This window comes from Actinokineospora spheciospongiae (assembly GCF_003182415.1).
In the GTDB taxonomy this organism is placed as follows: domain Bacteria; phylum Actinomycetota; class Actinomycetes; order Mycobacteriales; family Pseudonocardiaceae; genus Actinokineospora; species Actinokineospora spheciospongiae.
Map to the genome: position 1 here is coordinate 25,349 of NZ_QHCP01000008.1, position 13,853 is coordinate 39,201.

Below are 13,853 nucleotides of genomic sequence, written 5' to 3' on the forward strand. Positions count from 1 at the left end.
TTCCTCGTGCTCAGCCGTTTTCGAGGACGTCGACGGCCTTGGCCAACCCCTCCGCGGTGCCGACGGTGATCAGCAGGTCGCTGCCGCGGAACACGAAGTCCGGCCGCGGCGAGGGGTGCACGGTGCCCGCCCGCACCACCGCGACGACGGAGACCGCCGTGCGGGTGCGCAGCGCCGTGTCGCCCAGGGTGCGGCCGTCGTACGGGGAGTTCGGGGCCAGCGGGAGCTGCCGGGTGCTCACCCCGGCGACCTCCCGGTTCTGCTCCTCCAGCAGCGCGACGAGCTGCGGGGCGCCGAGCAGGTTGGCCAGCGCGCCGGACTCCTCGACGGTCAGCGGGATCGATGCCACGCACGAGTCCGGGTCGTCGTGCTTGGACACGATCAGGTCGAAGTGCCCGTCCCGGTAGGTGATCACCCCGATCCGGCGACCGGAACGCGCGACGAAGTCCTGGCGTGTGCCTATCCCGGGCAGCGGGGTCACCTCGACGTTCACCACACCACGGTAACAAGCCCGGCGCCCGATTCGTTCCCCCTGTTCACCCGGGCACCGCTCAGCCCCGGACGGTCGCGCCCTCGAACAGCTCCGCCAGCCGGGGCAGCCGCACCGGATCGCCGGGCGGGACCGGGCCGGTCGAGTCGGCCACGCCGAGCCTGGCCAGTTCCTCGGCCAGTGCGCAGTCGCGGCCGGTGGACTCGTCGAACGCCTCGTGCGCGGCGAAGTCGAGGCTCTCCCACTCCGGCCAGTCCTGCGCCGACCACTCGCGCATCGGCCGGGCGGCGAGCGCGCGCACCCGCTCCACCCCGGCCAGCCCGTCCGGGTCGGCCACGACCGCGTCGAAGGTCTCCCGGCCCAGGGTGAGCAGCCACAGCCGGAACGACCGGAACGAGTACTCCGAGCAGGACCCGGCGTGGATGAGGTGGGCGGCGGCGAGCAGCTCCGGGGTGTCGGCGCGGGCGCGCACCGCGGCCAGCCGCACCGCGAAGTCCACCACCTGGGCGAGCGGGAGCCTGGTCAGCTCCTCGGTCAGCCACTCGGCGTGCTCGTCGCGGTCCCCGGGCTGCTCCACCGCCCGACCGATGAGCTGCCAGAACGCCTCGTCCGTCATGGCCCGATTCTGGCAGCCGGGACCGACACTCCACGACTCGTGGACACGTGTGAGGCTGTGGGCACCGCACCCGATGGAAGCGAGGACGACCGTGGCGCACGACGCGACGTTGACCTACACCTCCTACCTGGCCCTCGACGAGGTCCTCGGCGCCCAGCGCCCGCGCTCCGACGAGCACGACGAGCCGCTGTTCATCACGATCCACCAGGTCTACGAGCTGTGGTTCAAGCAGATGCTGCACGAGCTGCGACACCTCCAGGACGTGCTGGTCAAGGGCGACACCGCGCACGCCACCAGGACGTTGCGCCGGGTGTTGTCGGTGTTCAAGGTGATCGTGGCCCAGGTCGACGTGCTGGAGACGATGACACCGAGGCAGTTCACCAGCTTCCGGGCCCGGCTGGACGCCTCCAGCGGCTTCCAGTCGGCCCAGTTCCGGGAGCTGGAGGCGGTTCTGGGCCGCCGCGACCCCCGCGTCCTGGCGCACCACTCCGAGGCCCCGGCGCTGGCCGCGGCGATGTCGCGGCCCTCGGTGTTCGACTCGTTCCTGGCCTACCTGGCGGCGCACGACTACCCCGTGCCCCCGTCTCTGCTCACCCGGGATTTCACCCGTTCGTGGGAAGAATCGGCGGAGTTGCAGGAGGTGCTGCTGCGCGTCTACGCCGACGACAGCGGCCCGTCGACCGTGGCGGAGCACCTGGTCGACCTGGACGAGGGCTTGCAGGAGTGGCGGTACCGGCACGTGAAGATGGTCGAGCGCACCATCGGCACCAAGTCCGGCACCGGCGGCTCACCCGGAGCCGCCTACCTGCGCGGCACCCTGTTCACCCCGGTCTTCCCCGACCTGTGGGCCGTCCGGAGCGAGCTGTGACGGCCGAGGCGGGAACGCTGCGCCCGGAGGACCTGGCCCCGCACTACGCCCGGTTCCGGGTGGCCGAGCGGCTGCTGCTGACCGGCCACTCGCACCAGGCGTGGCCGGACGCGGCCCTGGACGGCCAGGTCGAGGCGTTCACCGACGCCGCCGAGCGGGTCGACGGCAAGTGGCCCCGCGCCTTCGCCAAGGCCGACCGCCTCCGCGCCCACTACGCCACCCTGGTCGGCGGCGGCGAGGTCGCCCTCGGCGCCAACACCCACGAACTGGTGCTGCGGTTCCTCTCCGCCCTGCCGCTGCGCGCCCGCCCCCGCCTGGTCACCACCGACGGCGAGTTCCACACCCTGCGCCGCCAACTGGGCCGCCTCGGCGAGGGCCTGGTGGACCTGGTCCGCGTCCCCGCGCACCCGGTGGCCGACCTGGCCGAGCGCCTGGCGTCCGAAGTGGACGCCCGAACCGCGGCGGTCCTGGTCTCCGCCGTCCTGTTCGAGACCGCGCACGTGGTCCCCGGCCTGGACACCCTCGCCGCCGCCTGCGCCCGCACCGGCGCGGAACTCCTCGTCGACGCCTACCACGCCCTGGGCGCCCTCCCCTTCGACGCCACCGGCCTCGAAGCGGCGTGGGTGGTCGGCGGCGGCTACAAGTACCTTCAACTCGGCGAGGGCAACTGCTTCCTGCGCCTGCCCCCGCACGCCGACACCCTCCGCCCGGTGATCACGGGTTGGTACGCCGAGTTCGACGCCCTGGCCGACGAGCGCAACCCGGACCTGGTCCCCTACGGCACCGGCGCGGCCAGGTTCGCGGGCGCCACCTACGACCCGGTCAGCCACTACCGCGCCTGCGCCGTCCTGGACTTCTTCGACAGCCGGGGCCTCACCCCGCAGGTCCTGCGCACGATCTCCCTGCGCCAGAACACGATCCTGGCCGAGGAGTTCGACGCCCTCGACCTCCCCGAGCACGTGGTCACCCGCGACCGCACGACCCCGCGCACGGCTTTCGGCGGCTTCCTGTCCCTGCGCACCCCCGACGCCGCCCGCCTGCACACCGCCCTGGCCGGAGCCGGGGTCGCCACCGACAGCCGGGGCGAACACCTCCGCTTCGGCCCAGCCCCCTACCTCCGCGACGACCAACTCCGCGCGGCCATGACCACCCTGGGGAATCTGGTGGAGTAGGGGCAGGCAGGCAGCAGGCAGCGAGAACACACCTCGAACAAAGCCACCTCACCACCCGCCGGTCGGGATGTGCTTGGCCAGCCGACCACCCAAGAAGCCGCCGGCCGGCTACGCAGAGGCCCGGGTGGGTGGATGTGTTTGGCCGGGGGTGGCGATCATGTGACAGCCTGCCTGGGCGGTGGGGCATCTTTTCAGCCCCACCTGACGCACTGGAGCACATGATCGCCATAGGGGCCCCGGCCAAACACATCCACCCAGCCGGGCACCACCCACAAACAACCGGGCTCGGCCACCCGGCGGGGGCGCGGCGCCGGGCTTAACCTCGGCCGGTGGCCGAGAAGAAGACCGAGCTCCCCGACTCGGGCGAGAGCACCCTGACCGTCGTCCTCGCGGGATCGGTGAACCTCGCCATCGCCGTGCTCAAGCTGATCGCCGGGCTGATCACCGGGTCGGCGGCGATGCTGTCGGAGGCGGCGCACTCGGTGGCCGACACCTTCACCGAGATCCTGCTGCTCACCGCGCTCAAGGCGTCCACCAGGCCCGCCGACCGGGAGCACCCGTTCGGCTACGGCAAGGCGCGCTACTTCTGGTCGCTGCTCGCCGCGGTGTCCATCTTCACCTCGGGTGCCGTCTTCGCCCTGTACGAGGGGTTCTCGACGATCTTCGGCGAGCCCGAGGAGCAGACCTCACCGCTGGTGGCCTACATCGTGCTGGGGATCGCCTTCCTGCTGGAGGGCACCTCGTGGTTGCAGGCGCTGCGGCAGGTCCGCGGTGAGGCCAGGGACACCGGCCGCTCGTTCGGCGACGAACTCCGCCACAGCGACGACCCCACGTCCAAGACCGTGCTCTACGAGGACTCCGCCGCGCTCGTCGGCCTGCTGCTGGCCTTCGCCGGGGTCGGCCTGCACCAGTTGACCGGGTCCTCGGTGTGGGACGGCGTCGCCTCGGTGGCCATCGGCGTCCTGCTCGCCGGGGTGGCCTTCCTGCTCGGCCGCACCAACGCGGGGCTGCTGATCGGCAGGCAGGCGGACCCGAGCCTGGTGTTCGCCATCCGGGACGCGTTCAACTCCGCCCCCGAGGTGGACGCGGTGGTGGACCTGCAGACCATGCTCATCGGCACCGACCGGGTGCTCGTCTGCGCCAGGGTCGACTTCGACGACACCATCACCGCCGGTGAGCTGGAGCGGGTCTGCGTGCGGATGGCGACCGACCTGCGGGCGGCGCAGCCCGACGTGGCGGAGGTCTTCATCGAGCCGGTGCCGCGCTCGGACGAGGAGTTGCGCGCCGCCGTGCTCGCCCGCTACGGCCGGGGCACCCGGCCCGCGCAGGTCTCCGCGGAGCAGGTCGCCGGGGCGCGCGCCTCAGGCGAGGAACCGACCGGCTGACCACGCCCGGTCGCCCGGCGCCTCGATCCGGGCGACCCGCCTGCCGTCCACGTAGGACTCGTCGACGACCAGCAGCCCGGTGTCGGCGGCCTCGGTCCACGCCCGCGTCGGCCCGACGCCCCACGGGTACCAGGGCACCAGGTCGTCGATCACCACGTGCCCGCCGGGGCGGGTCACCGCGCGGGCGTTGCGCAGGTCGGCGGCGGCCACCTCGTAGTCGTGCCCGCCGTCGACGAAGATCAGGTCGGCCCGCTCGGGGCGGTCGGCGGCGAACGCGGTCACCGTGCTCAGCGAGTCGCCCAGGACCAGCTCGTGGCGCCCCGGGTAGCGCTCGTCGACGAACTGCTTGGCCAGCAGCACGCTCGGCCGGTCGTCCAGCTCGAAGGAGACGACCCGGGTGTCCGGACCGCTCTCCAGGAACGCGATGGCCGAGAAGCCGAGGTTGAAGCCGATCTCGAAGACCAGCCCGGCCCGGTGCCGGGTCGCCAGGTCGCGCAGGTACGTCGCCTCGGCGACGCTGGCGCCGCCCTCGCTCATGTCCGCCCCGCCGTCGCGGACGTGGTGGTACACCCGCCACATCAGGTCCGACAGCGCCGCGCTTTCCTCGATGAGGTCCATGGCCACGTCTTCCGGGAGGTGGGAACGCCTGAGGAGGTGATTGTCGCTGGCTGACGTTGCGATCGGGTGAAGCCGAACGCGCACCGTGACAAATTGTCATCCGAACGGGTATTGCTGAGTACCGGTTTGCGCGGGGGCGCAGGTTACACAGTGGCGCGGGTCACGGTGAGCGGTGGGTTCGTCACCGACCGGCGCGAGCGGGTGGCACGATCGAACCGTGTCGATCTCTACACCGAATCGTGAGACTCCAGTGTCAGCAGAGCAGACCGTGCGCTTCTCGCCCATCCCCCGGGCCACGAAGCCGACCCTCGCACCCCCCGCGGCGACCCGCCCGCGCAAGTCGCTGCTCAAGCGGATCGCCCGCCGGATCGTCGGGCAGGGCCTGCTCACCAAGCGGTAGGGCGGTGGTGGTGCCCGGCGGGCGGCCGGGCACCACCGCACCTCACCCGCGCCAGGCCGCGACCTGGGCGCCGAGCAGGCGGTCCAGGTCACCGGCGAGCAGGTTGTAGTCGCCGACGTGCAGGCCGAACGAGGTCGCCCCGCTCTGCGGGGGCGCCACCTTCGGGCTCGCGTCCACCTGCATCCAGGAGCGGTTCGCCGTCTCGTCCCCGGTGAAGCGGCAGCCCCCCTGACCGTCGCCGGGGTAGTGGGCGAAGCCGGTCTTGAGGTCGGGGACCGGGACACCGGTCAGGATCAGCGACAGCGGGCCCGCGTGGGCGAACGGGTTGCCCTTGAGCAGGGTCCTGGTCGGGAGGTACGGGTCGATCGGCGTGGTCGCGTCGGCGGGGGCGCCCGCCAGCAGGGCGGCCGGGTTCACGCACAGCGACTTCACCCCCGGTGCCAGGTTGCCCGCGAACATCGCCCCCGGTGACTGGCCCTGCTCCACCGCGAACGCGGAGTACCCGACCAGGCAGCCCCGCTCGGTCGTGCTCGCGCACGGCCGCAGCGTCCGGAAGGACGCCCCGGGGTTGTCCTGGTCGCCCGCGGACACCGGCACCTGCACCGAACCGCCGAGCAGGTAGGCGCTGATCAGCCTGTCCCGCTCCGGCGTCGGCCCGTCGAACTTGGCCTTGATCAGGTCGGTGAGCACGAAGGTGCCCTGCGAGTGCCCGAGCAGCACCACCCCGCGCCGCTCCCCGGTCGCCGGGTCGACGTTGTCGTGCGCCCAGTAGTCCTCGAAGGCCGTGCGCACGTCCAGCGCGGCGCGCTCGCGGTCCGGTCCGGTGACGCCGCCGAGCAGACCGGCCAGGGGGATCTGCCGGTAGCTGGGCGCGAACACCCGGCAGTGGTGGGTGAACCGGGCGACCTGCGCCAGTGTCACCGCGGTGCCCTCCTCGCGGCGCTCCGGCGGGACGTTCCCGGCCTGCACCAGCGGGTTCGGCAGCGCGTCGACGGTGGGGTAGACGTAGAAGCAGTCGACCGGTTTCGGCCCGCCCGGCGCGAACGGCTCGACGCCGACCGGCCTGTCGTCGGCGGACATCGTGCTCGCGTCGAGGTTCACCGCCCGGCCGTTCGGGTAGTGCGGCGCCCTGTCCTGCGTGCCGTCGAGCGCCTGGCCGCACAGGTTGTCGGTCAGGCCGGGCTTGCACAGCCACACCGTGCGGGCCAGCGGCTCGGCCGCGCTCGCGGTGCCCGGTTCGGCCACCACGACGGCCGCGGTGGTGGCCGCGGCCAGCACCGCCGCCGCGGCCAGGGTCAGTCGAATCCGCACTGGGGGGAACTCCTCGCTCGAAGATCGGGGCTCAGATGTTGGGGATCATGCCGTCGTCGTACATCTGCTTCCAGAACCCGCACCGGTGGTCGGCGCCGAAGGAGGCCGCCGGTCCGACGAAGGTGGGGCTCAGCCGCTGCACCACGTCGCGGCCCGGGGTGACCGGGGCCCACGGGGCGGGCCCGGTCGGCACGCCGGTCCTGGCGAAGGACGTCCAGTAGGACATCATCGCGGTGGAGAGCTCCCGCTGGTCCGGGGAGAAGAACGGCGGCAGCTTCGTGCCCACCGAGCGGCCGAACACGTACGGCAGCTCCGCGGCGTGCGAGGAACCCGACGGCAGGTAGAACGGCAGGTCCGGGGGCAGCGCGGCGGGGTCGTCGAACTCGTAGGCGAACACCGGGACGTGCTGGGCCAGCGCCTGGTTGGAGTACTGCGCCGAGCAGGCGAACACCGCGTCGGTCACCGCCCCGCTGATCGCCTCCGGGGGGCTGGGGAAGCCGCCGAGCGGGTACTGCTCGGCGATCCGCTCGACGAAACCGCCGCCGAAGCGCTCGCTGAGCCGGGTCAGGTAGTTCACCGCGGTCACCGTCGTCCCGGCCAGCGCCTTGATCGCCACGAACAGCGACGCCTCCTCCCGGTTCGTGCCCTGCAGCAGCGGAACCCGGTTGACCCGGCCGGACTCGAACGCGTCCTGGATCGCCAGCGGCACGAGGCCGCCGCCCACCGGCGGGGTCCAGCGCAGGTTGATGTCGCTGAGGGTGATCCCCGCCCCGGCGAGCAGTTCGTCGGTGGACTTGCCGCGCAGGCACGCGTCGGTGGTGCTCCCCGGGCAGCCGACGCCGCGGGCGAAGCCCTCGCCGAGGTTCTCGGCCTGCGCGACGGTGGGGGCGGGCACCGCGCAGCCGCTCTCGGCGATGCCGCGGGCGAACAGCCCGGCCGCCTGCGGGGAGGCGATCTGCGAGCACACGCTGCCGCCGCCCGCCGACTCGCCGAAGATCGTGACGTTGGCCGGGTCCCCGCCGAACGCGGCGATGTTGCGCTGCACCCAGCGCAGCGCCGCCTGCTGGTCCATCAGCCCGAACTGGCCGTCGCCGTCGAGCGCCGGGTGCGCGAGGAACCCGAAGGGCCCCATCCGGTAGTTGATCGTCACCACGACGACGTCACCGAACTTCGCCAGCTCCGAGGTCTCGTACTCGCTGCCGGACCCGATGACGTACGCGCCGCCGTGTATCCACACCATCACCGGTTTGCCCGCCGCGCCGCCGCGGGGCACGTGCACGTCGAGGTACAGGCAGTCCTCGGTGGTGATCCTGGTGAAGTCGATGCCGTAGGTCTGCGCGCACTTGTTCCCGGATTTCTCCGCGTCGCGCACCCCGAACCACCCCGCCGCCGGTTGCGGCGCCCGCCAGCGCAGCGGGCCCACCGGCGGCGCGGCGAACGGGATGCCCCGGAACTCGTCCACCCCGTTGTCCGACCGGCCGAGCAGCAGCCCGCCGTCCACCCGCACCAGCGGGAACCCGAACGCCTGCGCGGGCATCGCGGACAGCACCGCGACCCCCACCAGCGCCGCAACCACGGCGGCGCACACCACCCGCCACACCCGTCGGACCCGAATCATCGGCTGACCTCTTCCCGCCCGGAAAACGTCGCTGTTTCCGCTGCTCAATCGACGGTAATGGCGATGTGGGGGCGCGGCAAGAATCAATAGTTGTCACCCGGGGAAAGGCCATTCCGGGACAAATGGTGGGTCGGTACCGGTTCGGTGGAGGATCGCCCGGTGGCGGGTGGGCGGCCCGCGAGCGGGACCCGGTCGCACCCCGCGCCGGGGGCGCTGATTAATCTCCGCATCCGCCGATCCGGACATGCCGCGATCGGTCGGGCACGGGCAGAGGAGCAGAAGACGGTGGCGGTTTTATCGGGCACGGCGCAGCAGCGGTACCAGGGCATCGGCTCCCTGATCGTGTCGGCGCGGCGGCTGGGGGAGTACCGGGAGATGTTCGCGCTCTCCGACGCCGACCTGCTCGGCGGTCCGGTCCTCGACGTCGCGGGCGGCGCGTCGAGCTTCCTGGCCGACCTGGTCGCCCTGGGCGGCACCGGGTGCGCGGTCGACCCGCACTACCACCGGTCCGCCGCCGAGCTGACCGCCGCGGCCGACCGGGGGGCGGCGCTGGCCCGCACGGCGATCACCACCTGGCCGGAGCTCTACGCCGAGCACGTCGCCGACGCGCCGGTGGCGTACCTCGCCGAGTGGCAGCACAACCTGCGCCGCTTCGAGGCCCACTACCGGCCCGACTCCGCGCACTACCGCGCGGCCTCCCTGCCCGTCCTGCCGTTCGCCGACGGCGAGTTCCGCATCGCCCTGTCGAGCCACCTGCTGTTCTCCTACCCCGACGACTTCGGCCACGACCTGCTGCTCGCCTCGATCGCCGAGATGGTCCGCGTGAGCGCCCTGGAGGCCAGGGTCTACCCGCTGGTCGACACCATGGGCAGGCCGTACCCGGAGCTGGACCGCCTCCGCGCCGACCTCGCCGAGCGCGGCGTCGACACCGAGCTGCGGCCGGTGCCGTTCCGGCTGTTCAGGTCCGGCACCCACGCGTTCGTCGCCCGCGCTGCCTGAATGAGCGGTGGAACTGGGAAAGAGCTGTTTATTTCCCACCGCTGAGCAGCCCTTATCGCAGCGCGTCCGCCGGTGTTACGTTCCGTGTGCACCCGGCGACCGGCCGGGCCGGGGAGGGGTTGTGGCGGCCGAGTTCGGGCGGGCGTTGCGGGCGCACCGGCGGCGGGCCCGGTTGACGCAGGCGCAGGTGGGGGAGCGGGTGGGCTACCACCACAGCCTGATCTCGAAGGTGGAGAGCGGTGCCAGGACCCCGCCGCGCGGGTTGGCGGCGGCGCTGGACGAGGTGCTGGGCACCGGCGGGGAACTGGCCGCACTGGACACCCAGGACAGTCCACAACAGACACTGCTGTCGCTGTTGCCGGGAGCGGCGGCCGACGGGGTGCGGATTCCGCTGCGCCACTGGCCCGCCGTGCTCCCGGCGGGGATCGGCTGCCCCGAGCACGGGGCGGTGGCCTGCCGGGTGCCCGTGGCCGCGAGCGCGCACGCGCTGCTGGCCCGGCTGGGGCGCGACCGACCGGGACCGGACCTGGTGCACGTGCTCACCGCGCTGCTGCACGACTGCGCCGCCACCGACGCGCTGGCCCCGGTGGAGTGGGCGCTGCACCGGTTGGCCCCGGCCGATTCCCGGGCGCTGCTCACCCTCGCCGCCCACTACGCGCGGGTGGCGGGCAGGATGCGCGCCGCCCGGGGGCAGGACGCGCTGGGCATGGCGTGGCTGGGGCAGGGGCTGACCTGGGCCGCCGCCGCGGGGGACGCCGCCGTGACCGGCCGGCTCCTGCGGGACGTGGCCGCGCTGACCCGGGTGGGCGTCCCGGCCTGAGGGCTGTTGTGGGTCCTCGAAGCCGGGGTCCCATTGGGGTGCTCGGGTGGATGTGCTCGGCCTTGTTGCCAGGCCCGGGTTTTGGTGGGTGTGCCCGGGTGGGTGTGCTCTGCCGTGGCTCTGGTTTCAGAACCCGGTTGTTTGCCGGTGGGTGCCCGGCTGGGTGGATGTGTTTGGCCGGGGCCCCTATGGCGATCATGTGCTCCAGTGCGTCAGGTGGGGCTGAAAAGATGCCCCACCGCCCAGGCAGGCTGTCACATGATCGCCACCCCCGGCCAAACACATCCACCCACCCGGGCAGGGCCGCAGCCGGGCCAGCGGTTTCGGGGGTGGCCGGCTGGCCAATCGCATTCGCCTGCCCGGCGTTTGTGTGGCCGAGTCGCCGGGCCGTCGGTGTGTCGGTGTGTCGGGTGGTCGGCGGCTATGTTGGCGGGTCTCGGTGTCGGATTTGCCGTGTTGACCGGTTTGCGTTGTGCCGTCAGGGGGTTTGACGGTTCTTTGACGGATTCCGCCGCCGCGTTGACCCGTGCTGTGCCGGGTGTGGATGCTCGTGGGGCCCGGTTGGGGCGTGTCCCCGCTCGACCCGGGCGTGCAACCCTGCCACGAGGAGCATCGATGACACGCAGAACGGTGACGGCCGGGCTCGCCCTGGTCGTCCTCGCTGGTTCGGCGGTGGGCACCCCCGCCTCCGCCGCCCCGGTCGTCCCGGACGTCCCGGACGCGCAGACCCGTGCCCTGGGCGCGGCCGACCGGGTCGCGGCGACCGCGCTCGGCGCGGGTCCGGACGAGGTCTACCGGCGGGGTCTGGTCACCCCGTGGGTGGACGGCCTCCACTCCGTCGCCTACGAGCGCACCTACCGCGGCCTGCCGGTCGTCGGCGGTGACGCGACCGTGTTGACCGACGGCAACGGGTCGGTGCGCGCCAGTGCCAAGGCCAGCGGTGTGACGGTGCGGATCGGCACCGCGCCTGCGGTCACCGGTGAGGCCGCCGAGGCCACCGCCAGGCGTGAACTGGCCAGGGTCGACGCGGTCGAGTCCCGCTCGCTGGTGGTGAAGCTGACCGGCGACACGCCGAAGCTGGCCTGGCAGACCGTGCTCGGCGGCGCCACCGCCGAGGGCGAGAGCCACCTGACGGTCTGGGTCGACGCGGTCACCGGCACCGTGCTGGACCGGCACGACGACGTCGAGCACGGCACCGGCACCAGTCAGTGGAACGGCCCCAGCCCGCTGGCCATCACCACCAGCCAGTCCGGCGGCCGGTACCTGCTCAAGGACACCACCCGCCCGGGCCTGCAGTGCGCGGACTACAGCACCGGCCAGGTGTTCAGCAAGACCACCGACACCTGGGGCACCGGCAACGCCACCAGCAAGGAGACCGGCTGCGTCGACGTCATGTGGGCGGCGCAGAAGGAGTTCGACATGCTCAAGAACTGGTTAGGCCGCAACGGCCACACCGGTTCCGGCGGCAGTTGGCCCGCGCGCGTGGGCTACAACACCACCAACGCGTACTGGAACGGCTCCAGCGTCACCATCGGGCGCAACAGCGCGGGCCAGTGGATCGGCGCCATGGACGTCGTCGGCCACGAGTACGGCCACGGCCTCGACCAGTTCACCCCCGGCGGCGCAGGAGGCGAGGCCGGGCTCGGAGAGGGCACAGGGGACATCTTCGGCGCGCTGACCGAGGCATACGCCAACGAGCCCGCCCCGTACGACACCCCGGGCGACTACCTCGTCGGCGAGAAGGTCAACCTCACCGGCAACGGGCCGATCCGCAACATGTACAACCCGTCGCTGGTCAACAACCACCCCAACTGCTACTCCGCGTCGATCCCGAGCACCGAGGTGCACGCCGCGGCCGGGCCGCTGAACCACTGGTTCTACCTGCTGGCCGAGGGCTCGAACCCGGGCGGCGGCAAGCCGGTCAGCCCGACCTGCGACAGCAGCTCGGTGACCGGGATCGGCATCCAGGCGGCGGGCAAGGTCTTCTACGGGGGGATGCTGCTCAAGACCAGCGGCATGACCTACAAGAGGTACCGCACCGCCACCCTCACCGCGGCGAAGAACCTCGACGCCACCTGCAACCTCTACAACCGGACCAAGGCCGCGTGGAACGCCGTCAGCGTCCCCGCGCAGACCGCCGACCCGACGTGCACCGCGTTCGCCAGGGGCTCCACTGTGGACTCGATCGGTGCGGTGGACGTCCTCGGTGGCGTCTCCGCGCAGGCCGCGCCGAACGTGGACGTGGCCAAGGTGCAGGCGCACCTGACCCAGTTCAACGCGCTGGCCACGCAGAACGGCGGCAACCGGCGCGCGGGCTCGGCGGGCTACACCGCCTCCGTCGCCTACCTCAAGGGCAAGCTCCAGGCGGCGGGCTTCACCGTCGCCGAGCAGACCTGCACCAGTTGCAACTACCGTTCCAACAACCTGATCGCCGACTGGCCCGGTGGCGACACCAACCAGACGGTCATGTTCGGCGCGCACCTCGACAGCGTCTCGGCCGGTCCGGGCATCAACGACAACGCCTCCGGGTCCGCGGTGCTGCTGGAGAACGCCCTGCAACTGGCCGCGGCGAACCCGACGATGACCAAGCACGTGCGGTTCGCCTGGTGGACCGACGAGGAGTCCGGTCTGCTCGGCTCGCGCTTCTACGTCAACTCGCTCACCTCGGCGCAGCGGACGGCCATCAAGGCGTACTACAACTTCGACATGGTCGGGTCGCGGAACGCGGGCTACTTCATCAACAACATCTCCACCGCCGTCTCCGCCCCGATGAAGGCGTACTGGGACTCCCTGGGCCTGGCGCCCGAGGAGAACGTGGAGGGCGCGGGCCGCTCGGACGACTACTCGTTCAAGAACGCGGGCATCCCCTCCTCCGGCTACGCCACCGGCGCCTCGGCGCGCAAGACCAGCGCCCAGGCCGCCAAGTGGGGCGGCACCGCGGGCGCCGCGTACGACGCCTGCTACCACAGCTCGTGCGACACCACGGCGAACATCAACGCCACCGCCCTGGACCGCACCGCCGACGGCGTGGCGCACACGATCTGGGCGCAGGCGGTCTCCAGCGGCGGCGGCACCACCTGCACCCCGGCGGAGCTGGTCGTCAACGGCGGCTTCGAGTCCGGCACCACGCCGTGGACCCTCAGCACCGGGGTCCGCGACAGCTCCACCTCCCAGGCGCCGCGCACCGGCACCTGGAAGGCGTGGCTGAACGGGAGCGGCAGCACCAACACCGAGAGCGCCGCGCAGACGGTGACCATCCCCGCCGGGTGCACCGGCGCGGTGCTGACCTACTGGGCGCACGTGGACACCGCCGAGACCGGCACCCGCGTGTACGACCGGCTCACCGTCACCGTGGGCGGCACGTCGGTGGCCACCCTGTCGAACGTGGACGCGGCGGCCGGTTTCACCCAGCGGACCGTCCCCGTCGGCCAGTTCGCCGGGCAGACGGTGGCGCTGAAGTTCACCGGTGTCGAGGACGCGTCCTTGCAGACGAGCTTCGTCCTCGACGACATCTCCCTGCGGTCGGCGTAGCGACCCCGCGCGTGCCCCTCCGACC

Annotated in this window: 12 protein-coding genes; 7 read left to right on the top strand and 5 right to left on the bottom strand. The window is 72.4% G+C overall.

What is annotated here, in order from left to right; translation table 11 throughout:
• Positions 1–10: 10 nt before the first annotated feature.
• Together DFQ13_RS21095 and DFQ13_RS21100 are read right to left on the bottom strand one after the other, a co-directional pair.
• Complete coding sequence (locus tag DFQ13_RS21095; RefSeq protein WP_035280458.1) at positions 11–493, bottom strand: cation:proton antiporter regulatory subunit; 483 nt, start codon at positions 491–493, stop codon at positions 11–13.
• A gap of 58 nt (positions 494–551) precedes the next feature.
• Positions 552–1,106 carry a DUF4240 domain-containing protein gene (locus DFQ13_RS21100; RefSeq protein WP_052020919.1) on the bottom strand — a complete coding sequence of 185 codons (555 nt, stop codon included), beginning with the start codon at positions 1,104–1,106 and terminating at the stop codon, positions 552–554.
• Between the two features lie 91 nt (positions 1,107–1,197).
• Here DFQ13_RS21100 and DFQ13_RS21105 point away from each other — a divergent pair, with 91 nt between their 5' ends.
• The 3 genes from DFQ13_RS21105 to DFQ13_RS21115 all read left to right on the top strand — a co-directional run bounded on the left by DFQ13_RS21105 (position 1,198) and on the right by DFQ13_RS21115 (position 4,531).
• A complete protein-coding gene (locus DFQ13_RS21105; RefSeq protein WP_233427487.1) occupies positions 1,198–1,974 on the top strand; it encodes a tryptophan 2,3-dioxygenase in 777 nt (258 codons plus the stop codon).
• The gene (locus tag DFQ13_RS21110) at positions 1,971–3,146 is read left to right on the top strand and encodes an aminotransferase class V-fold PLP-dependent enzyme (protein WP_233438510.1); all 1,176 of its coding nucleotides are present in this window, start codon (positions 1,971–1,973) and stop codon (positions 3,144–3,146) included. Before DFQ13_RS21105 ends, DFQ13_RS21110 begins: the two co-directional genes overlap by 4 nt.
• 329 nt (positions 3,147–3,475) lie before the next feature.
• The gene (locus DFQ13_RS21115; protein ID WP_110081058.1) at positions 3,476–4,531 is read left to right on the top strand and encodes a cation diffusion facilitator family transporter; all 1,056 of its coding nucleotides are present in this window, start codon (positions 3,476–3,478) and stop codon (positions 4,529–4,531) included.
• Here the strand turns inward: DFQ13_RS21115 and DFQ13_RS21120 are convergent.
• Positions 4,508–5,149, bottom strand: a complete 642-nt coding sequence (locus tag DFQ13_RS21120) for a class I SAM-dependent methyltransferase (protein ID WP_110081059.1) — start codon at positions 5,147–5,149, stop codon at positions 4,508–4,510. The genes DFQ13_RS21115 and DFQ13_RS21120 overlap by 24 nt on opposite strands.
• 250 nt (positions 5,150–5,399) lie before the next feature.
• Here DFQ13_RS21120 and DFQ13_RS34010 point away from each other — a divergent pair, with 250 nt between their 5' ends.
• On the top strand, positions 5,400–5,549 hold the full coding sequence (locus DFQ13_RS34010; protein ID WP_161784403.1) for a hypothetical protein: 150 nt from the start codon (positions 5,400–5,402) through the stop codon (positions 5,547–5,549).
• Positions 5,550–5,591: 42 nt separating this feature from the next.
• Here the strand turns inward: DFQ13_RS34010 and DFQ13_RS21125 are convergent, their stop codons facing one another.
• Together DFQ13_RS21125 and DFQ13_RS21130 are read right to left on the bottom strand one after the other, a co-directional pair.
• A complete protein-coding gene (locus DFQ13_RS21125; protein ID WP_110081060.1) occupies positions 5,592–6,860 on the bottom strand; it encodes a DUF3089 domain-containing protein in 1,269 nt (422 codons plus the stop codon).
• 31 nt (positions 6,861–6,891) lie between these two features.
• Positions 6,892–8,478 carry a carboxylesterase/lipase family protein gene (locus tag DFQ13_RS21130; protein ID WP_035277964.1) on the bottom strand — a complete coding sequence of 529 codons (1,587 nt, stop codon included), beginning with the start codon at positions 8,476–8,478 and terminating at the stop codon, positions 6,892–6,894.
• 285 nt (positions 8,479–8,763) lie between these two features.
• On the opposite strand from DFQ13_RS21130, the gene DFQ13_RS21135 reads away from it, so the two are divergent.
• The 3 genes from DFQ13_RS21135 to DFQ13_RS21145 all read left to right on the top strand — a co-directional run bounded on the left by DFQ13_RS21135 (position 8,764) and on the right by DFQ13_RS21145 (position 13,828).
• Positions 8,764–9,477, top strand: a complete 714-nt coding sequence (locus tag DFQ13_RS21135) for a hypothetical protein (protein ID WP_110081061.1) — start codon at positions 8,764–8,766, stop codon at positions 9,475–9,477.
• A gap of 121 nt (positions 9,478–9,598) precedes the next feature.
• Positions 9,599–10,297 (top strand): helix-turn-helix domain-containing protein, encoded by a 699-nt coding sequence (locus tag DFQ13_RS21140; protein ID WP_181400090.1) that lies wholly within the window; start codon positions 9,599–9,601, stop codon positions 10,295–10,297.
• Between the two features lie 615 nt (positions 10,298–10,912).
• Positions 10,913–13,828: a M28 family peptidase gene (locus tag DFQ13_RS21145; RefSeq protein ID WP_110081063.1), complete on the top strand. Its 2,916-nt coding sequence runs from the start codon at positions 10,913–10,915 to the stop codon at positions 13,826–13,828.
• The last annotated feature ends 25 nt before the right edge of the window (positions 13,829–13,853 follow it).

What these genes read in the sequence shown, in the direction of transcription:
- DFQ13_RS21100 (WP_052020919.1), bottom strand. Translation starts at nt 1,106, where the DNA reads ATGACGGACGAGGCGTTCTGGCAGCTCATCGGTCGGGCGGTGGAGCAG.
- DFQ13_RS21120 (WP_110081059.1), bottom strand. Translation starts at nt 5,149, where the DNA reads ATGGACCTCATCGAGGAAAGCGCGGCGCTGTCGGACCTGATGTGGCGG.
- DFQ13_RS21130 (WP_035277964.1), bottom strand. Translation starts at nt 8,478, where the DNA reads ATGATTCGGGTCCGACGGGTGTGGCGGGTGGTGTGCGCCGCCGTGGTT.
- DFQ13_RS21145 (WP_110081063.1), top strand. Translation starts at nt 10,913, where the DNA reads ATGACACGCAGAACGGTGACGGCCGGGCTCGCCCTGGTCGTCCTCGCT.